General features: G+C 41.2%; 21 protein-coding genes. 8 read left to right on the top strand and 13 right to left on the bottom strand.

The genetic code is table 11. The features are described 5' to 3' along the window. The first annotated feature begins 3 nt into the window (after positions 1-3). A complete protein-coding gene (locus MED121_RS11140) occupies positions 4-384 on the top strand; it encodes a RidA family protein (protein ID WP_036180273.1) in 381 nt (126 codons plus the stop codon). A 260-nt stretch (positions 385-644) separates the two neighbouring features. Beyond that, positions 645-1,871 (top strand): MFS transporter, encoded by a 1,227-nt coding sequence (locus MED121_RS11135; protein WP_131470985.1) that lies wholly within the window; start codon positions 645-647, stop codon positions 1,869-1,871. A gap of 25 nt (positions 1,872-1,896) precedes the next feature. Here the strand turns inward: MED121_RS11135 and MED121_RS11130 are convergent, their stop codons facing one another. From MED121_RS11130 to MED121_RS11095, 8 genes are all read right to left on the bottom strand, one after another. Beyond that, on the bottom strand, positions 1,897-2,985 hold the full coding sequence (locus tag MED121_RS11130) for an ABC transporter substrate-binding protein (protein ID WP_009833796.1): 1,089 nt from the start codon (positions 2,983-2,985) through the stop codon (positions 1,897-1,899). Continuing rightward, a complete protein-coding gene (locus tag MED121_RS11125) occupies positions 2,982-4,442 on the bottom strand; it encodes a sensor histidine kinase (protein WP_009833795.1) in 1,461 nt (486 codons plus the stop codon). The genes MED121_RS11130 and MED121_RS11125 overlap by 4 nt, the downstream gene beginning before the upstream one ends. Beyond that, positions 4,423-5,088, bottom strand: a complete 666-nt coding sequence (locus MED121_RS11120) for a response regulator transcription factor (RefSeq protein WP_009833794.1) — start codon at positions 5,086-5,088, stop codon at positions 4,423-4,425. The genes MED121_RS11125 and MED121_RS11120 overlap by 20 nt, the downstream gene beginning before the upstream one ends. A gap of 160 nt (positions 5,089-5,248) precedes the next feature. Continuing rightward, positions 5,249-6,766, bottom strand: a complete 1,518-nt coding sequence (locus tag MED121_RS11115) for a tripartite tricarboxylate transporter permease (protein ID WP_009833793.1) — start codon at positions 6,764-6,766, stop codon at positions 5,249-5,251. Between the two features lie 2 nt (positions 6,767-6,768). Continuing rightward, positions 6,769-7,209, bottom strand: a complete 441-nt coding sequence (locus MED121_RS11110; protein WP_009833792.1) for a tripartite tricarboxylate transporter TctB family protein — start codon at positions 7,207-7,209, stop codon at positions 6,769-6,771. A gap of 137 nt (positions 7,210-7,346) precedes the next feature. Beyond that, positions 7,347-8,348 carry a tripartite tricarboxylate transporter substrate-binding protein gene (locus tag MED121_RS11105; protein WP_009833791.1) on the bottom strand — a complete coding sequence of 334 codons (1,002 nt, stop codon included), beginning with the start codon at positions 8,346-8,348 and terminating at the stop codon, positions 7,347-7,349. A gap of 652 nt (positions 8,349-9,000) precedes the next feature. Continuing rightward, a complete protein-coding gene (locus MED121_RS11100) occupies positions 9,001-9,198 on the bottom strand; it encodes a (2Fe-2S)-binding protein (RefSeq protein WP_009833790.1) in 198 nt (65 codons plus the stop codon). Positions 9,199-9,358: 160 nt separating this feature from the next. Beyond that, a complete protein-coding gene (locus MED121_RS11095; RefSeq protein WP_036179980.1) occupies positions 9,359-10,579 on the bottom strand; it encodes an alanine--glyoxylate aminotransferase family protein in 1,221 nt (406 codons plus the stop codon). A gap of 341 nt (positions 10,580-10,920) precedes the next feature. Here MED121_RS11095 and MED121_RS11090 point away from each other — a divergent pair, with 341 nt between their 5' ends. Beyond that, entirely contained in the window at positions 10,921-11,361 is a 441-nt protein-coding gene (locus MED121_RS11090; RefSeq protein WP_009833788.1) for a DUF3010 family protein, read from the top strand. A 47-nt stretch (positions 11,362-11,408) separates the two neighbouring features. Here MED121_RS11090 and MED121_RS11085 read toward each other — a convergent pair whose 3' ends face one another. Next, positions 11,409-12,329, bottom strand: a complete 921-nt coding sequence (locus tag MED121_RS11085) for a DMT family transporter (protein ID WP_009833787.1) — start codon at positions 12,327-12,329, stop codon at positions 11,409-11,411. Positions 12,330-12,803: 474 nt separating this feature from the next. Between MED121_RS11085 and MED121_RS11080 the strand changes: the two genes are divergently transcribed. Further along, positions 12,804-15,026: an NADP-dependent isocitrate dehydrogenase gene (locus MED121_RS11080; RefSeq protein ID WP_009833786.1), complete on the top strand. Its 2,223-nt coding sequence runs from the start codon at positions 12,804-12,806 to the stop codon at positions 15,024-15,026. Positions 15,027-15,223: 197 nt separating this feature from the next. Continuing rightward, entirely contained in the window at positions 15,224-15,910 is a 687-nt protein-coding gene (locus MED121_RS11075) for a fumarylacetoacetate hydrolase family protein (protein ID WP_009833785.1), read from the top strand. Between the two features lie 179 nt (positions 15,911-16,089). Here MED121_RS11075 and MED121_RS11070 read toward each other — a convergent pair whose 3' ends face one another. The 3 genes from MED121_RS11070 to MED121_RS11060 all read right to left on the bottom strand — a co-directional run bounded on the left by MED121_RS11070 (position 16,090) and on the right by MED121_RS11060 (position 18,113). After that, entirely contained in the window at positions 16,090-16,914 is an 825-nt protein-coding gene (locus MED121_RS11070; RefSeq protein WP_009833783.1) for an HDOD domain-containing protein, read from the bottom strand. 214 nt (positions 16,915-17,128) lie between these two features. After that, positions 17,129-17,449 (bottom strand): AzlD domain-containing protein, encoded by a 321-nt coding sequence (locus MED121_RS11065; protein ID WP_009833782.1) that lies wholly within the window; start codon positions 17,447-17,449, stop codon positions 17,129-17,131. After that, entirely contained in the window at positions 17,442-18,113 is a 672-nt protein-coding gene (locus tag MED121_RS11060; RefSeq protein ID WP_009833781.1) for an AzlC family ABC transporter permease, read from the bottom strand. The genes MED121_RS11065 and MED121_RS11060 overlap by 8 nt, the downstream gene beginning before the upstream one ends. Positions 18,114-18,214: 101 nt before the next feature. Between MED121_RS11060 and MED121_RS11055 the strand changes: the two genes are divergently transcribed. Both MED121_RS11055 and MED121_RS11050 read left to right on the top strand, forming a co-directional pair. After that, positions 18,215-18,775, top strand: a complete 561-nt coding sequence (locus MED121_RS11055) for an XRE family transcriptional regulator (protein ID WP_009833780.1) — start codon at positions 18,215-18,217, stop codon at positions 18,773-18,775. A gap of 204 nt (positions 18,776-18,979) precedes the next feature. Next, positions 18,980-19,690: a YafY family protein gene (locus tag MED121_RS11050; RefSeq protein ID WP_036179978.1), complete on the top strand. Its 711-nt coding sequence runs from the start codon at positions 18,980-18,982 to the stop codon at positions 19,688-19,690. A gap of 10 nt (positions 19,691-19,700) precedes the next feature. Here MED121_RS11050 and MED121_RS11045 read toward each other — a convergent pair whose 3' ends face one another. Then, complete coding sequence (locus tag MED121_RS11045; protein ID WP_009833777.1) at positions 19,701-20,162, bottom strand: Lrp/AsnC family transcriptional regulator; 462 nt, start codon at positions 20,160-20,162, stop codon at positions 19,701-19,703. 139 nt (positions 20,163-20,301) lie between these two features. Here MED121_RS11045 and MED121_RS11040 point away from each other — a divergent pair, with 139 nt between their 5' ends. Beyond that, entirely contained in the window at positions 20,302-21,264 is a 963-nt protein-coding gene (locus tag MED121_RS11040; RefSeq protein ID WP_009833776.1) for a hypothetical protein, read from the top strand. The last annotated feature ends 1 nt before the right edge of the window (position 21,265 follow it).

Raw genomic sequence — 21,265 nt, 5'->3', positions numbered from 1 at the left:
CCAATCAAAACCCCCGTTAAAACAGACCTTTTCGCATCAAAAGCACCACTTGAATGGGCAGTCATTGCTAACGGGCAACTATCGACAGCTCAAATTCCAATAGATCAAGAAGGTAAAGTCGTTGAAGGCGGTATCGAAGCTCAAGCACGCCAAACAATGGACAACCTAAAGCACACGATAGAAGCAGCTGAATTGACGATGGACCATGTCACTCAAGTACTTATCTATGTTACCGATAGATCTCAACTTCCAGTATTTAACAAGGTTTATGCGGAGTACTTTACAGCACCTTACCCAAACCGTGCAGCCATGATAGTGGCAGGTTTAGCAAGAGAAGAGATGTTATGTGAAGTGGTGGCCTACGCGGTGACATCTCAGTCATAAAAACACTGATATTGAAACACATTCTAATTTAAACGCGTTCTTTTAATGGCAAGTCCAACTCCCTCGATTTTCAATGGATTCTACACTCCCTATCCCCATTGATAAATTAACTGGACTTGCTTTTTTTTTACCTCCCATAAACCAAATACGTCAGTAACTAAAAGTTATACGACACACCTATTGTCAAACACTCAAGAGATAGGCATGCTGCCTCATTTTTGCTGATATAACGTATAAGTTGATATTTTCAGGACAGTATTTTGCAGGTAGCAAGCGCCCACACTAAGCCCCGTTCGCTGATTTTGATTAGCCTAATCTTGACGGCCTGTAGCGCCGTAACCCATGGCTTTAGCATGTTTTTGTATTCTGCCCTTTTACCCGAAGTAAGAGACTTATTTCAGCTTAGCTATAGCACGGCGTCTTTCATCTCAGCCCTACTTTTTATTGCCTATATGCTGACCTCATTGATCAGTGGCGTACTCCTGACAAAACTAGGCGGCTATAAACTCTTCTTATTCACCATAGGGATTAGCCCTGTCTTACTCGCATTAGCCGTACTCTCTCCTTGGGCATTAGGCTTCGCCATTTGCCTTGCTTTTGTATCAGGTTGTGCTGTTGCTAACTGGAACGCCATTGTTGCCCTATCAAGCGATATCATTCCGCTTAAGTTTCGAAACCGTATTTTAGGATTAGCCTCATCTGGCGCGGCTTTTGCCATTACTTTAAACGGCATTTTAATCGCCTTATTTTTACCTGAGTTGAGCCTGCAAGTTTTTTGGTTTGTATGCGCTGCTATCACAGCCGCCATTGCGCTTTTATCCTTTATCTACCTGCCTAAACCAAAAGAAGAAGCCCAAGAGCAAAGCTATCAAAAGCCAAGTATCAACCCAAAAACCATTCTTAAATCTCACCCTGTTGCCCTACAAGCCGTGCTTTTAAGTGCCTTTATTGGCTTTATTTCAGGGCCTTTTTTAACCTTTTTATCACCTTTTATTGTGGATGTACTCAAAGGGGATTCAAGTCAGACTGGGTCGATTTGGACCATGATAGGCGTGGCAGGCATAGTCGGTGGCATTATCATAGGCGCACTTGCAGATAAGTTTGGCATTATCCAAGTGATTAAACTCACCTTACTAAGCTTTGCGGCCTGCATACTTCTCTTATTGTGGGACGCCAAACTTTGGATACTCTGGGCTTGTGCCAGCATTTTTGCTTTCTTGTACTTTCCTGTCTGGGGGTTAATCGCCAGCCACATTAGCAATTATGTCGATAGTAAACAGAGCGCCCTTATCGTCAGCTTAGGCATGGTAGGATACGGCTGCGGTAACGCTTTCGCCAGCAGCCTTTGTGGCATATTACTCGATATCAGCACTCAATATGACAACATCAGCGGCTTCACACTCGTCTACTCTTGGGTACTCGCCTCCGCCTGTCTTGCTGCACTTTGGTGCCAGAGCATGCAAAAACAAAAGCTTAAGAGTCAATAAAAGCAACTTGATCACATCACTTGGCTTAGTCCAACTCACTTAGCTCTAAGGCACTTTCCCAGCTACGGATAAAGCGGCTTTGTTTGGCATGATCTCGGCCAACAAGGAGCTGCTGGTCTAATTCAATAATGCGGGTGGGGTGTGAGCGTTTAGCACTGATATCTGTCGCTTGGCTCGCGTCTCCAATGGGGAATAGCAGGTTCTTATCCAGCATTAGATTTTGCGCTTTTTCTGAAAGCAGAAAATCAATAAAAATACCTGCATCTTCTGCGTTAGGGGCAAGTTTAGGGATGAGGGCTGAACGCATCATAAGTAGGGTGTAATCACTGGGCATTATCATAGTAAGTCTTGGATCACCCAAAGCACGTTTATGGGCATATGAGCCCACAAGGTTATAACCTAACAGCAAATCTCCTGCTGCCACATCATCAATCATGGCACTGGTACAACAATACGTTTGCACTTGATGACTGCCAAAGGCTTCAATTAAGCGCCCCCATGTCGCATCGGCTTGGCGCGCATCTTGGCTTGCTAATAAATAGCCGACACCACTTGTACGAATATCATAGGTGCCAATTTTGCCCTGAAAAGCTTGGCTATACTGACGCATAATTTTTAATAGATCTAAACGGTTATCAGGTAACTCATCGCCAGGAAATAGCGTTTGGTTTACCAGCATTACGACAGGTTCTAAAGAAAATGCAAAGATTTGGCTGCGCCATTTGGCCATATCAGGTAGCGCTTGTGTCATGCTTGATTGATATGTTTTAGCCAGCCCCTCGTTCACGAGTTTCAGTTGAAGGTCCATAGCACTACTCACGATCAAGCTCGCTTTGGGTCTGTCTTTTTCCGCAATCACCTTATGGTATAACTCAAGTGAGTTCACATCATGATAAGCTAATTTGGTACTGGGGTGATTTTCAACAAATGCCTTTAACAAGGGCTCGAAGGCATCTAGATCCACGGTGGAATAGATGTTTAAAGTACGCTGTTCTTGAAAAAAGTTAGCGCCTTCATTTAGGTTATTATCATATTGATAAACAACAGGATTCGCTTGTATCCCCCATGAATACCAACAAATAATACCTAAAATTAATCGCACTAAGTTCTTCATAGCTCGGTCTCATTATTAATAAACAAAGGGAAGTCCACACTGATAGTGGCACCACTTGGTTGAGTGTCGCTTATCTTGATATGGGCTCTATGCCTATCTGTGATTTCTTTTACCATAGCAAGGCCAACACCCGTACCTGATATTTCATAATTAGCCCGATAAAAACGTTCAAAAACACGATTTTTCTTGTCATCTGCAATACCGTCACCATAATCAATCACACTCAATATCACTGAACGACCATCTTGTCTGATGTGTATTTCTACCATTTTGGCTTTATCATCAGTAACGGCTTTAATTGCACTATAACGCACTGCATTATCTACTAGGTTATTCAGCATTTGCTGCAATGAAAACGCCTCCCCAAGAATGAAAACTTCCGTTTCTGTTGATTCAAATGACAGATGAATACCTTGCCTTAATGCTGATACCGCCTGCGCCATGCAAGACTGTTTAATCAGTTCAACCAGATCCAATGGCACGAGTCGCTGGGTTTGAAGACGATGAGAAACGACCGCTTGATTCAGTAAAATGGTCACCGTCTCACTCAAGGTTTCACTTTGTTGCACTATTTGCTCTAAAGCTTCTTGCTGTCTTTCTGGGGTGGTTTGATCTCGTGCATTTTCAGCCAATGCTTTAAGACTTGCCAAGGGTGTACGCAATTGATGGGCTGATTCGGCCGTATAATTTTCTAGTTGCTCTAAGTTTTTATGTAAACGAGCCATAAAGTGGTTAAGCGCCACTTTAAGTTGATAGGTTTCTTTTGGGGTATCTAACTTAATGGGGGTAAGGTCCCCTGGCTGGCGCTCTTCCAATAACTCTTCAATACGATGTAAGGGATTTAAGACTAAATGACTGCCTAAAATAATCAGTAAAACCGCCACAATCGCAATCAGCAAAATCACTTGAACCGCTCGGGTGGTAATCGATGAAGCCATGGCATCTCTTGAAAGGCGAGTTTGGGCTAATAGGATTGTCACAGTGCCTTGAATATTAGCCTTGGTAACGGCTCTTTCTAACCAGACAATTCGTATAGGCTCACCCGAAAAATTTTGATTATAAAAATGAGGTTTTCCCAATTCAGCTTGTGCAGGTGGTGAGCTCATCAGCCTTTTATTGCCTGTGATATAGCCTTCTGAAGAACTTTCAACGCGATAAAAAATTCTATCTTCATTGGCTTGGGCTAAAGTAGAAAACGCCGACCAAGGGATATCAATAGAAAGCCTGCCCTCTTCTACTAAGATGTTTTCATCCATTTGCCAGAGCGCACTTAACAAGAGCCTATCATAGGATAAATCAGCTAAGCGTTGGCTGTAATTAAAAACAAGATTAATTGCAATCAAGGCAATGACAGCAATAATGCCCGAGCCTGCAAGAATAAATCGCTTTCTCAGCGAAGGTGCTTTATTTAACTCTAGGGCTTCAATGTCAGCCAAATTAGCTGATCTCTGCCACATACCCAAGCCCCCTCAGTGTGCTAATAGTGAGCGAGCTATCCACCAACTTCTTCCGTAAACGGCCCACATAAAGCTCAATCGCATTGGGTCCAGGGGTTTCATCAAAGTTAAACAAGTGTTCAGTGATCTCATCTTTACTCAAGACTCGCCCAAGATGGCCCAGAAATATTTCCAGTAAGCGAAACTCACGATTAGTAATTGATTGAATCTCACCTTTTACCATAACCTGTCGAGCATCACGATTAATCGTCAGATTACCATGCTCAGTCACGTTAGCAGCATAACCATGATGACGTCTTAACAGTGCCCGACAACGTGCCTCTAACTCTCTAAAGTTAAAAGGTTTAGTTAAATAATCGTCTGCCCCCGCATCTAACAAAATCACCCTATCGTCCATTTGATCTCTTGCGGTGAGAATCAAGACTGGGGTTTCATTGGCTCTGGCCCTTAGTTGTTTGAGAATTTGTAAACCAGACATACCAGGAAGGTTAAGGTCCAAAATAATGAGATCCAAAGTTTGATATTTCAGTATCTCATTTGCTTGCTCACCATTTGTCACTAAGTCAGCACCATGGCCTAAGCTGGCAAGTCGATCACAAATGGCTTGCCCTAAGACTTGAGTATCTTCAACAACCAATACACGCATAAACTTACTCTCTTGCTAGTCTTATTTTTATAATTAGCTGATTTCTATTACTATTTTCTAACTTTCAATCGACGTTTTAATCCTTTTTAAACGCAAAAATTCGGAGCAGATAAGCTGCTCCGAATTTATTTCTACGCTATTGCTTAACTAAATCAAATCTTTATTCTGTCGCTGTTTTTGATTTAGCCATTTTAGCTCTCACAATTGGCCCTATAATTACTGGCAATAACAAACCCATAATTGCAACTGTCCAAAGTCCTATACTCAAACCACTGTTAAACAATACACCCCAATCACCATCGGATAATACTAAGGCATGACGAAGGCTTTTCTCCATTTCAGGTCCAAGCAACATGCCCAAGATGACAGGAACAAGCGGTACATCAACCTTACGTAAAATGTAGCCGATTACACCGAATCCAACCATAAAATACAGATCCAATGCACTGTGGCTGACAGAATAAATCCCCACAGATGCCACTAAAGTCACTATTGGCATAAGATATTTTGGCGGCACGCTAAGTAGCTTAACAAAGATACCTATCATAGGAATATTCAGTAAAAGCAACACTAGGTTACCGACAAATAAAGCGGCAATGACACCCCAAACAAGGTCCGCATTTTGGGTAAACAACATAGGACCAGGTGTCACGTTTAGTGAGATAAGCATGGCAAGCAATACTGCTGTCGTACCACTGCCTGGCACACCCAATGTCAACATAGGTACTAATGCACCCGATGCCGCACCGTTATTACCTGCTTCAGGCGCAGCGATACCTCTAGCATCACCCTGACCAAAAGTACCTTTATCACCTACTACTTTCTTTTCTAGGGTATAACTAATAAAGCTACCTAAAGAAGCACCCGCACCCGGTAGAACACCCGAGACAAAACCAAGTAATGCACCGCGAAAAGAAGTCGGTAATACAGCGATAATATCACCCATGGTTAATTTAAGTTTATTAACCGTCACCTTCTTAAGCCCTTCACCTGCATGCTTTTCAATGAAAAAGAGTAATTCACTGATAGCGAACAAACCTACAATCGCAATAATGAAGTCAACACCTTCAAACAACTCTAAGATGTTATAGGTATAACGCTGTACACCACTTGAGATATCAATACCGACAGACGCTATCATCAAACCTAACGCAGCAGCCATTAGGGTCTTAAACTGGTTTTTACCGGTAATACCACCCAAAGTCGCAAAGGCTAATGCAAATAAAGCAAAATACTCAGAAGGACCAAATTTTAAGGCGAAATTTGCCAGGATTGGCGCAAGAATCACAAGACCAATGGTGGCAATAAAGCTACCAATAAAAGAGGCAATTGCAGAGATAGCCAGCGCTTCAGCGGCTTTACCTTTTAGTGCCATTGGATAACCATCAATACAGGTCATCATGGCAGGCTCATCCCCAGGAATATTTAGCAAGATGGAGGAGATACGACCACCATACATGGCACCAGCATACACTGAGGTTAACAAGATCAAAGAAGAGGTTGGCGATAATCCAAGGCTAAATGCCAGCGGAATAAGAATCGCAACACCATTAGCAGGCCCAAGACCAGGCAAAGCACCAATTAATGTTCCTAAAATAGCACCAATAATGGCGAACATAATGCTTTCTGGGGTTAAAGCAACAGCAAAACCCTGCATTAAAAAACTTAAGGTTTCCATAATTAAAACTCCAATAAACCAAGAGGCAGTGCTAGCTCCAACACATTATTAAAAATCAAGAAAATTGATACGGAGCTACTCACACCAATAATTAGGCTCATCTTTATGCTTGCTCCCATGCGCCAAGCTAAATAACTCACAATGGCAACTGCAGCTGGAATAAAGCCAAGTGGCTCAATAGCCCAAGCAAATATCATGATAGCGACAACGACACTGATTAGCTCAAGCAACATAGGCAAAACAGGCCAAGCTTCATCAGGGTCAGGCTTTAGCATCATGTAAATGGCACTGGCTCCAAGAAAGAAGGAAAGGATAATAGGAAAGGTTTCAGGGCCAACACTTTCTTCACCACCAAATGGTTCAGGAAACTGAGCGGCTTCCCATCCATAAACTACGGCTAGAATTAGCATCAACATGCCAAATACACGATCGTTTAAGCGCATGATTGTGCTCCAAAAATAAATTGATCAAGGGTAACGAGTTAAATAAGGATTAGCTTATTTAAAATATAGCGGATAGTTTCAAATCTAATAAAAAAGGCTGGGTAGTGTTAACTACCCAACCAAAGACCTCGAGGAGGTTATTTAATTAGACCGATATCCTGAGAAAGAATGCGAATATCCAGTGTTTGGTTTTTCACAAACTGGGTAAATTCTGCACCGGTTTTGTGGAATGGCATCAAACCATTTTTAGCCATAATATCTTTCCACTCTTGGGTTTGATAAAGCTCATCAATAGTATTTACCCACCAGTCATAAGAATCATTACCGGCATCACCAGGTACATAGAATCCACGCCAGTTAGGAGCGACTGAGCTAACGCCTTGCTCTAGCGCGGTCGGGATATTGTTTAAAGGAGCAGGTAAGCGTTCTTCTGATAAAACAGCAACAACACGAATATCACCCGAATCTAAAAAGCCTTTCACTTCTGAAATATCACCCGTGAAAGCATCGATGTGACCACCTACTACTTGAACGAGCGCTTCACTACCACCGTTAAAAGACAAGTATTTAATCTTAGGTAACTTGGTTACGTTTGCTTCTTTTGCAGTAATCAGAACTTTTAAATGATCCCAACCACCTGACGCACTACCACCTGCAAATTTAACGGAGTTAGGATCTTTACGAAGATCATCCATCATCTGATTTAGATTTTGATATTTAGAATCAGTTGCAACCGCAATAATGCCGTAATCAGCACCTAAGGTACCGACCCATTTAACTTGATCAGAGTTCATACCAGGGAACTGACCTTGCGCTAAACGTGTCGTTGTTGCAGTACTTGCAGCGACGATCAGGCCATCATCTTTTGAGCGCTTACTGACAGTGTGAGCAAAAGCAACACCACCGCCCGCACCACTCATATTAACCGTTTGCACATTACCTTTGATGTAACTTAAGTCCACCAAGGCTTTACCCACACTACGACATGTAAAGTCCCAACCACCACCTGGGTTTGCAGGTGCAATACATTCAGCAGTACGAGCTGGCTCATAAGCTTGAGCACTTGATACAAGCGCCATTAACCCTGTTGCCATAACAGATTTTAGGGCGATAGTTTTGAATGAGTTGTTGATTTTCATATTCTAATTCCAATTGTTATTTTTGTATTATGAATTTTTTTTGGGCCTTTCCTTTTGCTCAAAGAAACTCGACTAATTAAATCTAGCACACCAAACTGTCGCCAACCTGTCAGCAAAGTCGAAAGTCAATTTTTGCCTATTTTTCACCCAAGTATCCGCCTTTTAAATACCCTTATTCTTCAGTATTAATAGCCTATCCCGCAAAAAATCGATTACTTCAAACACCAGTAATAACATGGCTTTCCTCTGTCATAACCTACTAAAAAACGCCCCATCGCACCCTTAGCTCGACAAGCACGCCAATCAGATCAAATATATTTTTTAAGTCGAGAAACGGTTAACGTGATTCTTTTAAGATGATCCGTTTAAGATGATTTATTACAAATGGTTTAACAAGAGAGCTTTAACAAGAAGGCTTTAATAAGAGAGTTTAACAAGAGCTTGAAAAGGAGAGCTATCAAGAGACTGATAATAATGAAAGCCGTTAAATAGACTGTCAGAACTCTTATTTTAAGACGGGACTCTTATTTTAAGACGGGATTCTTATTTTAAGACGGGACTCTTATTTCAAGACAGGATACTTTAAACAAAAAAAGGCGATCTAACTAACTTAGATCGCCTTTTTAAAATTTTGTGTAATAGTAAATTTTCTTTAGACAGCGTATGCCAAGCTATCCATCATGCGCATTTCATCTTGGGTTTGCTTAACAATACGTTTCGCACATTGGCCACAAGATCCACATTCAGACGCAACACCCATAGACTTACGAATATCACGCAGACTAGCGCCCGCTTCAACCGCGCTTTGAATTTCTTTTTGGGTAATCCCTTTGCAAATACAAACGTACATAAGAAACAATCTCATTACTATTCAATCTGAAATAGAGTTTAGTAGTAATGAGAACGATTTACAACAATATTTGATAAATATTCTCATTTATATTTGCAAATTATTTATACCTATCCCTTCCATACATTTTAATTATCACTTAGACGTTAAGAAATAGCAGTTACGAAAACTGCTTTGGGCGCTTCTGTAAATAAGTTTCCAATTGTGCCATGCCTGTTGGTAAATCTACCTTAACACCAAGATCTCGCATACTACTCCCAAAGGCATGCAAGGCTCTAAAGAGATTATGTTCTCGACACTGCTCTCCCATTTGACCAATCCTAACAACAGGCTGGCCAAAAGAACCCGCGATTTCAACACGATACTTATGTGAAATATGATGACAAATATCCGTCGCAGTTAGCCCCTCTGGGATACAAATACCAATGACAGAGTTAAGGCGAGAATGCTCAGGCACAAACAATTCAAGCCCCATGGACTGAATCCCTTCTTGTAGGGCTTTGGAACATTTAAGGTGGCGATTAAATCTTGCTTCTAAGGTTTCTTCACACACAAGTTTAAGCGCTTCATGCAAGGCCATAATGCCAGAGACAGGCGCGGTATAATGATAACCGTCTTTGTGCCAAAAATTGGTCGCAAGTTTTGCATCTAAACACCATTGCACAACTTGGCTCTCTCTTTCCTGAATACGTTGCCAAGCTCTCTCAGAGAAGGCTAACAAAGACACTCCAGGGATAGAGGACAAACCTTTTTGGCCACCAGTAATCACAGCATCAATTTGCCATTCGTCCATTTTCAACGGCATAGTACTTAAGGTGCATACTGCATCAACAACCACTAAACAGTGATATTCTTTGGCAATTCGGGCAATCTCTTTTAAGTGGATATTACACACTGTATTAGAGGTTTCACCTTGAACCAGAGTGATTACTTTTGGAGCATGCAACAAGATTGCTTCTCTAATTAAACTGGGATCAGCTGCAGACTTCACATCGATCTCAAGTTCAATCACTTTCGCGCCAACACGTGCTGCCATTTGCGCCATGCGATTACTGAAAAAACCATTGCTAATACTCAAGACAGTATCACCAGCTTCAATCAAGTTTGCCGCCGCCATTTCCATTGCAGCAGAACCAGGACCTGCTACCCCCATCACCCAAGGTGAGCGAGTTTGAAACACATATTGCGCCATCACTTTAACCTGCTCTATCACCTTTGCCATAGCGCCACCCAAATGATTTACCACCAAGGAATTTGCCCTGGCAACACGGGCGGGAATCGGCACAGGGCCAGCTCCCATCATTAATAGCGGTTCTTGGGGTAAGATATCATCAAGGGACATTAAACTAGGAGGGACAATCTTGAGCGAGTCGAGACTCATAATAAAACCTAAATACAAACTAAAGTGAAAAAAGAAGAGAGCCAGTTTAAAATTTTGTTTTTTTTAATTTAACGAAATTTTATTCGGCAATAATAGCGTATTCGACGTTATAATAAGAGATATCAACACCAATACAGTGCTTTATTCTTCAGTTAGTAGTTTTATAGGACTATCTCACCCTATTTTGACCAAATTGCCAGCATGACTTACTTCAATATCAGGCATTTAAAACACCTTATAAAACAGTATTTTATTATTAAGTTGAAAATTGGACTTTGTACTAGGGAGTCCCTTGGGTTTTATGGGATAATGTCACCATTAAACTCGATTAGGATTGAACAATGATAACCTGTGGTATTGAAATCAAAGGCAGCGATGCCATTTTATGTTTGCTGTCTAAAAAGGATGGCTTGTTTCAAATTGCAGACTGTCGCCAGACACGCGTCTCTTTAGTTAAATCAGAATTGAGTGAAAACCTGAAAAGCTTTCAATTCACCCTGAAAAAGCTGTTTGAAGACTATAAAGTAGAAGCAGTTACCATTCGTGAACGCCCAACAAAAGGTAAATTTGCAGGCGGCTCAGTCGGTTTTAAAATGGAGTCTGCAATTCAGTTAATAGACACGGTAACCGTTAACTTAATCACCAGTGCTGAAATGAAAGCTAGAATCAAATATTCACCTATGCCTATTCCCTTTTCAGCAACGGGATTAAAAGCGTTTCAAGAAGGTGCTTTTAGTACCGCATATGCCTCTCTTTGCCCAGAAGCACCAAAAGAAGACTAATCTAATTGAGCTTGATGAGACTGAGCGTAATTAAACAGCCATCAAGCTCAAGCTTGCTTCCCTTTTTGCAATAAGACCAACATCACGCCTCCTAGTACCATCAAGGTTGCAACAATAAAATTCAACTCAATGGCCTCACCTAAAAAAGCGACACCCATGGCGGTTGCAATCACAGGCACAAGCAACTGACTCACCGACGCCAAGGTCGCATTTAATACTTTTACGACCTGATACCAGATGGCATACCCGACACCTGATGTTAGTGCCCCCGAAGTCAGCGCAAGGTAAATACCTTTATTCTCAATAAAGAATGAGTCTGTACCAGATAACAGCAAACTCAAAAACAAGAGCACAAGCGCAAAAGGTAAAGACCAAATAAAGTTACGCGCGGTTTTAGTTAAAGCAGAGTCCTTCTCTGGATTCACCTGCTTCGCTTCTAGACTATATACTCCCCAAGCAACACCCGCGGCTGTCATTAATATAAAGCCGACTAAGCTAGGTGAAGATAAAGTGGGTAAAAGCAGATAAATAAAACCACTAAAGCTAATCAATATACCCACCCACTGCACTAAGCTAGGTCTATCACCTTTGATAATATTCAGACCAATCATACTAATTTGCACTGCTGCAAATAATATTAGCGCCCCTATGCCTGTTTCTAGAGATAAATAGGCATAAGAGAAACCCGCCGCATAAATGAATAGCCAGAAAGGCCCTGAAAGGTTTTTTAAACGTGACATTCCCGTTAGTGCTTGATGGTTTAGCTTAAACAAGGCTCGAACCGGCTTAGCTTCAAATACCCAATATAAAAATAATAAGGTGATAGCACCTGACATCAAACGTATTAAGGTAAAACTTAACGCATCAATTTGCTGTCCAGCGAGCGCCCAACGACATAAGAGAGAGTTACCAGCGAAGGCAATTAAGGCCAAACTAGAAAGAAAAAACAGACGCAAGTTAAGCTTCATTTAATCGCCTTTTCATTAAACCAACAAAATTGAAATTCTCTGACAAGTGTTTCATATCCCAGTTCAATTTAATTTAGAATTCCTTCATGTTTGGTCTATTTTGAATTAGGTCAATCACAATAAGTTTTAATTTTTCTAACAATATCATTCGTATTTTTCACGCTTTTAGGCCGAAAAAAGCCATGTCTAAGGCATTATTTAATTTATTAACAATTTAGTAACTTTATAACACAATAGAGTTAAGACATTGATTTAAAATGAGATTACCGCTTCAATCACCATACGAAATTATGACTATATCCTTAGTTGATATACCTAATCTCCCCCTTAACTTTCATTTTTATGTACTATATGTCGGCGAATTTTTCGAACAGTTTTTTTTAGCGCAGTAATACGCTTACTCGCTAAAAAGGGAGCCAAAAGCTTCCTTACATTCATTTTACAATACTGCTTGTAAACGTTAGGGGAAAAAACATGTCAGATAATCAAACTATTTATTACACTTTGACGGATGAAGCACCGGCTCTTGCGACAGCGTCACTACTACCTATTCTTCGTTCTTTTACTAAAGAAGCGGGCATTGAGATAGAGCTTACCGATATCTCTTTAGCAGGTCGTATCATTTCTAGCTTTCCTGAAAAGCTAAACGATGGACAAAAAATCGTTGATGGCCTTAAATTTCTAGGCGAACTAACACTAAAAGAAGACGCTAACATTGTTAAGCTTCCTAACATTAGTGCTTCTCTACCTCAGCTAACGACCTGTATTGCAGAACTTCAAAGCCAAGGATTTGATGTTCCTAACTACCCTGAAGTTGCTAACTCTGATGAAGACAAAGATGTACAAGCACGTTACGCAAAAATCCTAGGCAGTGCGGTAAACCCGGTACTACGCCAAGGTAACTCTGACCGCCGTGCACCTTCTGCTGTTAAAGCCTCTGCTCGTAAAAACCCTCACTCTATGGGTGTATGGAGCAAATCCTCTCAAACTCACGCTGATTACATGCGCGATGGTGATTTCTTCTCTAGTGAGCAATCTATCACTAGCCAAGCGGCACAAGATGTTCGCCTTGAGTTCGTTTCTGGTGCAGGTGAAGTAAGCGTTAAAAAAGTACTGCCTCTGCAAGCAGGTGAAGTACTAGATAGCATGAACATGAGTAGCAAAAAGCTACGTGCTTTCTTTGAAGAGTCTCTAAATGACGCCAAAGAAAACAACATCATGTGGTCATTACACGTTAAAGCAACCATGATGAAGGTGTCTCACCCTATCGTATTCGGTCATGCGGTAACGGTTTTCTACAAAGAATTATTTGATAAATACGGTGAGCTTTTTGAAGAGCTTGGCGTTAACCCTAACAATGGTTTAGGCAGTGTTACCGACAAGATCAAATCACTTCCTCACTCTCAGCAAGAAGAAATTCTAGAAACAATCCACTCTTGCTATGAGCACAGACCAGAACTGGCTATGGTTGACTCTGTTCGTGGTATTACTAACCTTCACGTACCAAGTGATGTCATCGTTGATGCGTCTATGCCAGCAATGATACGTAGCTCAGGTATGATGTGGGGTCGTGACGGCAAGTTGAAAGACACTAAAGCCGTTATGCCTGAATCAACTTATGCGCGTATTTACCAAGAAACAATCAACTTCTGTAAAACAAATGGCGCGTTTGACCCAACCACTATGGGTACAGTACCAAACGTTGGCCTAATGGCTCAAAAAGCAGAAGAATACGGTTCTCACGATAAAACGTTTGAAATTGCAGAAGACGGCGTAATGCGTGTTGTTGATGCAAACGGCACAGTGTTAATGCAACACAATGTTGAGAAAGGTGATATCTGGCGTGCATGCCAAACGAAAGATGCGCCTATCCGTGACTGGGTGAAATTAGGTGTTACTCGTGCTCGTCAATCAAATACACCTGCTGTGTTCTGGTTAGACGAAGAACGTCCACATGATAACGAACTTCGTAAGAAGGTTGAACTTTACCTAAAAGATCACGACCTTGAAGGCTTAGATATTCGTATCATGTCTTACAACGAAGCCATTCGTTTCTCTATGGAGCGCATCAAGCGTGGCCTAGACACTATCTCAGTAACAGGTAACGTTCTACGTGATTACCTTACTGATTTATTCCCAATTCTTGAGCTAGGCACTTCTGCGAAAATGCTATCTGTTGTGCCTATGCTAGCTGGCGGCGGTATGTATGAAACTGGCGCGGGTGGTTCTGCTCCTAAGCACGTACAGCAGCTCGTTCAAGAAAACCACTTACGTTGGGATTCTCTAGGTGAGTTCTTGGCTGTGGCAGTTTCTCTAGAAGAGCTTGGCATTAAGAATGACAACGCTAAATCTAAAGTATTGGCAGCAACACTAGACCAAGCGACTGAGCGTCTATTGGATACTAACAAGTCACCATCTCGTAAAGCTGGCGAATTGGATAACCGTGGCAGCCACTTCTACCTAGCAATGTACTGGGCTGAAGCACTTGCAACACAAACTGATGATGCTGAACTTGCCACTAAGTTTGCAGCACTTGCCAAAACACTAAAATCAAATGAAGCGAAGATTGTTGCTGAGTTAAATGTTGTTCAAGGTAAGTCAGCAGGCCTTGAAGGCTACTACCACATGGACCTAGCTGAAGTCGCTAAAGTAATGCGCCCAAGTGCAACACTTAACGAAGCTCTTGCAGCACTTTAATCGCAACCCGTAATTAAAGCGTGAGTCCTTGTTATCTGAAAACCTTTAAATAAGGCTTTCAGATAACTCAAAAAGCCTAGGTTCTTATGTCCCTAGGCTTTTTTTTGTACTTTAAAGTCACCATAAACCATGATTTACACCCGTATGATTTACTCTAAAATGAGCAACTCTTTCATGGTTTAAACGCAGGTAGCAGTATGAGTAACCTTCTTTTTCCAACACCAGAACCAAGTACAATCGCCATTCAAAACAGTGATCAGGTCTTCCCTGTCAGACGCATTTATTGCATTGGTCGAAATTATGCCGACCATGCTATCGAAATGGGCCATGACCCAGATAAAGAACCTCCCTTTTTCTTTCAAAAGAACACAGACAACATTAATACTTCAGGCCAATTCCCCTACCCAAGTATGAGTCAAGATGTGCATTTTGAAATGGAGCTCGTCATAGCACTTCATCAAGGTGGAAAAAACATCCCCTTAGAAAACGCCCTTGATCATGTTTATGGCTATGCTTTAGGCCTAGATATGACACGCCGTGATTTACAAGGACAAATGAAAAAAATGGGCAGGCCTTGGGAAATCGGCAAAGCCTTTGAGCACTCCGCCCCAATCAGCAACATCTATCCTATAAATCAGGTAGGCCATTTAACACACGGCAATATTCAACTTAAGGTGAATGGTGAAAAGCGCCAGCAAGGGGATCTAAATCAAATGATTTGGAAAACGCCAGAGATGATTAGCTACTTATCCAAATATTACGAATTAGCACCTGGAGATCTCATTATGTCAGGCACACCTGCAGGTGTCGGAGCGATTCAAGTAGGGGATCAATTAGAAGGAGAAATTGAAGGGTTAGGAAAACTAGAGGTTTTAGTTGTTTAAGGAACCTGCGATTAAGTCACACCTCGCCATAAATCTAAGAGCTTTTATCCACACGCTGAGACGGTAAGACTTAGTCGCAGCGCCCCTAATCAAGTAATTAATTTCAAAAATAAAAGGTGCCATAAAAGCACCTTTTAAACATTTAGCTCTAGCCATCGTAAGGTTTAAACCTAGCGCTATTAAATCAAACCATCTAAGCCAGATTCAATACTTAAAACATCTTCAATTTCATCCAACATTTCTAGCCTTAAACCAGCAAGTTGCATCACTTTTTTGGGCATAAACACAATAACTTCATCTATTTCTCTTTGATGAAAAATGGCTGAATTAATATAATTAGCAAGATTCAAAATGGCACTTAAAGGCGAAGGCTCTTCAAAGTTATAAGGTCGTTTATATTGCTTAATTGCCATCCCTAACTCTTCTGGTAGTTTCCACATATCTAATAACGCCTTACCAGCATCTTGAGAGGTAAAGCCTAAACGCTCAATCTCAGCAGCGATTCGACTGGTGTTAGACTCTTGGACTAATGTTTGAATCGCTTTTGCTCTATTGGGCGCTGCCAAATGCAATAACAAGCGCCCTATGTTGTAAATCACCCCCGTTGTGAAGGCGACATCCGCTTGCACGGCTTCAGATCGTTGAGCCAGCCATTGAGCAATGGTCGCCACCATAAAGCAATCGCTCCAAAACTCCCTCATATTCAGCCCTTCAACAGCAGATACCGAATTCGCCATGCCTGAGGCAATCACTAAAGTATTGAGCTTTTTCATTCCCAATATCACCACAGCTTCATCTAGGGTAGAAACTTTACGCGTTAAACCAAAATGGGCTGAGTTTACCAAGCGCAAAATCTTTAATGAGAGAGTTTGGTCTTTCGCGACCTTAGCTGCAATCTGATCATAATCAGCCTCAGGATCACTTAAAGCTTGTATTAATTCACGCACTACTTCAGGTACATTTGGTAGTTTGTCGGTTTGTTTTAATAAATCACTAATTTCCATAAGAGCACCTTAAAACATCTAGGATTTATAAAGAAAATGCCTTTTAAGGGGTATGAGTTATCAAAGTAATAAGTTGTTCGCCACACAAGTAGTGCGTATTCACTCGTTAATGATTTGAATAAAAAGACATCAGTCAATTCAGATTAGTTAGTGATATAAAAAAGTTAAAGGTAAATCCTCAAAATTGAAAAATGCAGGACACTTTATGACTCAATCAGGCAACGCCCATTAACCTTAAGCCAGCCGTGGTTATGCTAGCAGATAAAATAACCAACAAAAATGAGGCTCTTTTATAGGCTAAAAAAGCGGCGACCAAAAAGCCCAGTAATCTGGCATAACCTGCAAACTCTCCCGCTTCAAATAAGGCGGCACCAATAGCAAGACTGAATAATAAGATACTGCTTAGTTCATCAGTTAGCCCTTGATAAGACTGAAGTTGACCAAATCTTGCGCGCATAAAAGGGCCCGCTAAACGGAGGGAATAAGTCCCTACGACTAATAGCCCTATGCCTAGTATTATTTCAACATTATCCATTCGCTTTTCTCCGTTTGACAAAGATCCCTAATAAAGCCACTAATGCAGGTATACCCAGAGGCAGAAAAGGCGTACTAGCAACACTAAGACAAGCCCCCGAGAGCGCACTTACCCACTTTTTATAGGTGTCGAATTTTGGTAAAACTAAAGCGATTAAAATAGCGGGAAACATAGCGTCTAAGCCCAACACTTTGGGGTCTTCAATGTAGCTCCCAATCAAGCCACCAAACAAAACACCTAAAGGCCAAACACACAAAATGCCTAAACCAGATAACCAATATGCCTTTTTATTGAGCGCATCGCTTTTCTGACTAATTCCAAATACAAGCGTTTCATCACTCATTAAATGAGTACCTAAATAACGTCGCCAGCCTTGACCTAATTGAGTGTCAAGACTGAAGCCAAACGCAAGTAATCTTGAATTCACTAACAAACCTGCGATGGCAGCAGTCATGGCACTCCCCCCTGCTGCCACAATGCCAATAAATAAAAATTCCGATGCGCCTGCTAACACCAAAATGGAAAGGCTTAAAGGTACCCACAATTCAAACCCTAAAGAAACAGCAAGAGCACCATAAGAAACACCGACTACAGCATCAGCCAAACAAACAAGACCCACTTGAAATAACAGGGCTCGATACTTTAAATAAGCATTAGATTGCATGATAAAAACTTCCTAAATGAACGTTTGATCAATATAATGAACCTAACATTTAATCAAGTCAAATCGTACGATCGTATTTTTTAACGAACGAAAGGCACATCATGACACACGAAAATACATTGCCAATTGAAATTGTTGCCAAGGCATTAAAAAGAGAAAGACGAAAATTAGGGGTATCTATGGCTGAGATTGCCCGTCAAGCAGGCATCGCCAAGTCAACCTTATCCCAATTAGAATCTGGCATAGGTAATCCAAGCCTAGAAACCCTTTGGGCTTTAAGCATCGCCTTACAAGTGCCTTTTAGTAAGTTAATCGAAGTCAGTAGTAGCCAGGTTCAATTAATTAGAAAAGGGGATGGGGTTAAAGTCTCTTCAGAACATGCGGATTACACCAGCTTGTTACTGTCAGCCTGCCCGGCTTCTGCAAGACGGGATATCTACCAAATCATGGTACAACCAGGACAAGCAAGGCAATCAGCCCCCCACATGGAAGGGGTGATTGAACATATTATTGTCACTAAAGGCAGTGCCTTAATTGGTCCAAACACACAAGCAGAGACCCTTTATCCCGGTGACTATATTAGCTACTCTGCTGATCAAGAACATATTTTTGATGCGCTAGAAGCGGATACCGAAGCCATTATTATCATGGAGCAAAGCTAACAATTGAGAGAAATAAAACACTACTGACAAATCTTGTCAGTAGTGTTTTGTTATACTGCTTTTTTATCGCTAAAAAAGCTGTTTTCCTTACCCAAATTAAAACGCTATCTTGGCGCGATGAAATGAGCTGGCTAAATGCTGAAAAAGTTCCTGCCTCAATTTTAAGGACCTCATCCTTATTGAGCATGAGTAAAAGGAGTGAAGGTGTTACCCACAAACCGATTATTTAGCATTATTCAGATTCTTAGAAATGCGAGATTTCCTGTCAAAGCTCAGCAGCTGGCGGATAAGTTTGAAGTCTCTGTGCGCACTATTTATCGAGATATTGCAGAACTTCAAAACCAATTGGTACCGATTCAAGGCGAAGCGGGTGTGGGTTACATTTTAAAACCTGGCTATGAAATGCCTCCCTTAATGCTGACTGCTAATGAGCTAGAAGCCGTCGCACTCGGCGCCCATTGGGTCAGTCAAAGAGGAGATAAATACCTTAGTCAATCGGCAAACTCCTTATTAGAAAAAATCAAAGATGTTGTCCCAGAACATTTACAAAGTGTGATTCTGGATACTAATTTGGTCTCGGCAAACTACGCCCAAGCGGTTGAAGATAGCATTAATATGGACGATGTAAGAGAAGCTATTCGCCAACAAAGTAAGTTATTTATCGCCTATAAAGATGTCAAAGAAAACATCAGCCATAGGATCATTTGGCCCATTATGGTGGCTTATTTTGACAGTGTTCGCCTAGTGGTTGCCTGGTGCGAAAGCCGTCAAGATTTTCGCCATTTTCGTACCGACAGAATCAATAAAGTGGAAGTCTTAGATGAAAGCTACCCTAAGCCACGACAAACACTCAAACTTGAATGGCAAAAAAAGCAAAACATTACACTCCCTAGCACTCGCTCTAATCTTATCTAAAGTAGCTTAGTTAAAGCGCTATTTCGGTACTAAACTTGTTTCGCGTCATGGATATTAAGGTTCTAAATTTACGCATATTCGTCTCCCCATAAAGCACCCGACTCGAAAAGTCTTTAAACATTTTCATATTGGCAACATTGACTATCAGCACAAAATCCACCTCACCTGTCACTTGATAACACTGAGTCACTTCAGGACTTGCCTGAATACGCTTAATAAAAAGCTCATTCATATCACGCCTGTCTCTTTCCATCTCGACCTCAACAATAATCACAATCCCCTCCCCTATAAGATGAGGATTGAGAATCGCGACACTCTTTTCAATCACACCTTTCTCATAGAGGGCTTTTACCCGCTTTAAACAAGCAGGGGGCGATAAGCTAATCATGTCCGCCAGTGCAGTATTGGTGATTTTATTGTCTTTTTGCAAAACTCGTAAAATACGCTTATCTATTTCGTCTAACTCAATCATTAGTTAATTTACAGCCTATAAAACTACTAAATTAAGAATAATATTAATCTAAAGACAAGATATAAGAAACATTATACTTTCAGACTTGTTTAAAATTATCACTTGTAAACACACACTGATAACCCTGAGAAATTCGATAATGAAAACTTTTTTTAGAGAATTGGCAGAAGAGATTTGGGATGTTTCTTATACCCTATTTAAGCTTATGATTCCCACCATCATAGCGGTCAAAATTTTCGAAAGCCTCGGCTTTTTAGATTATTTCGCTTTAGTGCTCGGCCCTATTATGCAATGGGTCGGTTTACCAGAATCTATGGGGATCGTCTGGGCAACCACCATACTCACCAATATCTATGCGGGTATGCTGGTTTTCTTCTACGCTCAACAAGCAGAAACCATGACAGTAGCTCAAGTGACGGTACTCTGTATTCTTATGCTTTTTGCACACGGCCTACCTGTTGAAGCACGTATTGCACAACAAGCAGGTATACGCCTTAGGTTTACTCTATTACTAAGAGTTGGCGGCGGATTAGTTCTGGCTTGGATACTAAACAAGCTCTATCTTGAATTTGATTATCTACAAGAGGTCAATCAACTGGCTTGGCAACCCGAACCCACGGATCCGAGTTTAATCTCATGGATAAAGGGGCAAGTTGAAAGTTTAATCATGATTCAAGTGATTATTGCAGGCCTGCTATTTGCTTTAAAAATATTAAAAATGGTGGGCATAGAAAAGTTAATGGGCTATATGCTTTCTCCGCTTCTGCGCATGTTAGGCATAAGTCGCCAAGCAACCACAATTACAATTGTTGGCTTTACCTTAGGCATAAGTTTTGGCGGTGGTCTTTTAATTAATGAAGCTCGCCAAGGACATGTCTCAAGACGAGATATTTTCGCTTCAATGAGCCTACTCGCCCTCTGTCATAGCATGATAGAAGATACCATCCTCATGCTCTTATTAGGCGCGGACTTCGCGGGTATTTTTTGGGCTAGAATCATATTCTCATTTATTGTGATTGCCATTCTTACTCGGGTGATGGATTTGCTCCCTGCTAGAGTATGGGACAAACACCTAACCAATAAACACATTCAACCTGGCTAAT

Source organism: Marinomonas sp. MED121 (genome assembly GCF_000153025.1).
Lineage (GTDB): Bacteria > Pseudomonadota > Gammaproteobacteria > Pseudomonadales > Marinomonadaceae > Marinomonas.
The sequence above is the reverse complement of the archived record's forward strand: the minus strand, read 5'-3'. Positions and strand labels throughout refer to the sequence as shown.

Coding starts and splice junctions, on each gene's coding strand:
- MED121_RS11065 (WP_009833782.1), bottom strand. CDS start 17,449: ATGGATAATGTTGAAATAATACTAGGCATAGGGCTATTAGTCGTAGGG.
- MED121_RS11075 (WP_009833785.1), top strand. CDS start 15,224: ATGAGTAACCTTCTTTTTCCAACACCAGAACCAAGTACAATCGCCATT.
- MED121_RS11100 (WP_009833790.1), bottom strand. CDS start 9,198: ATGTACGTTTGTATTTGCAAAGGGATTACCCAAAAAGAAATTCAAAGC.
- MED121_RS11070 (WP_009833783.1), bottom strand. CDS start 16,914: ATGGAAATTAGTGATTTATTAAAACAAACCGACAAACTACCAAATGTA.
- MED121_RS11080 (WP_009833786.1), top strand. CDS start 12,804: ATGTCAGATAATCAAACTATTTATTACACTTTGACGGATGAAGCACCG.
- MED121_RS11120 (WP_009833794.1), bottom strand. CDS start 5,088: ATGCGTGTATTGGTTGTTGAAGATACTCAAGTCTTAGGGCAAGCCATT.
- MED121_RS11130 (WP_009833796.1), bottom strand. CDS start 2,985: ATGAAGAACTTAGTGCGATTAATTTTAGGTATTATTTGTTGGTATTCA.
- MED121_RS11090 (WP_009833788.1), top strand. CDS start 10,921: ATGATAACCTGTGGTATTGAAATCAAAGGCAGCGATGCCATTTTATGT.
- MED121_RS11105 (WP_009833791.1), bottom strand. CDS start 8,348: ATGAAAATCAACAACTCATTCAAAACTATCGCCCTAAAATCTGTTATG.
- MED121_RS11110 (WP_009833792.1), bottom strand. CDS start 7,209: ATGCGCTTAAACGATCGTGTATTTGGCATGTTGATGCTAATTCTAGCC.
- MED121_RS11045 (WP_009833777.1), bottom strand. CDS start 20,162: ATGATTGAGTTAGACGAAATAGATAAGCGTATTTTACGAGTTTTGCAA.
- MED121_RS11055 (WP_009833780.1), top strand. CDS start 18,215: ATGACACACGAAAATACATTGCCAATTGAAATTGTTGCCAAGGCATTA.
- MED121_RS11060 (WP_009833781.1), bottom strand. CDS start 18,113: ATGCAATCTAATGCTTATTTAAAGTATCGAGCCCTGTTATTTCAAGTG.
- MED121_RS11040 (WP_009833776.1), top strand. CDS start 20,302: ATGAAAACTTTTTTTAGAGAATTGGCAGAAGAGATTTGGGATGTTTCT.
- MED121_RS11085 (WP_009833787.1), bottom strand. CDS start 12,329: ATGAAGCTTAACTTGCGTCTGTTTTTTCTTTCTAGTTTGGCCTTAATT.
- MED121_RS11115 (WP_009833793.1), bottom strand. CDS start 6,766: ATGGAAACCTTAAGTTTTTTAATGCAGGGTTTTGCTGTTGCTTTAACC.
- MED121_RS11095 (WP_036179980.1), bottom strand. CDS start 10,579: ATGAGTCTCGACTCGCTCAAGATTGTCCCTCCTAGTTTAATGTCCCTT.
- MED121_RS11125 (WP_009833795.1), bottom strand. CDS start 4,442: ATGTGGCAGAGATCAGCTAATTTGGCTGACATTGAAGCCCTAGAGTTA.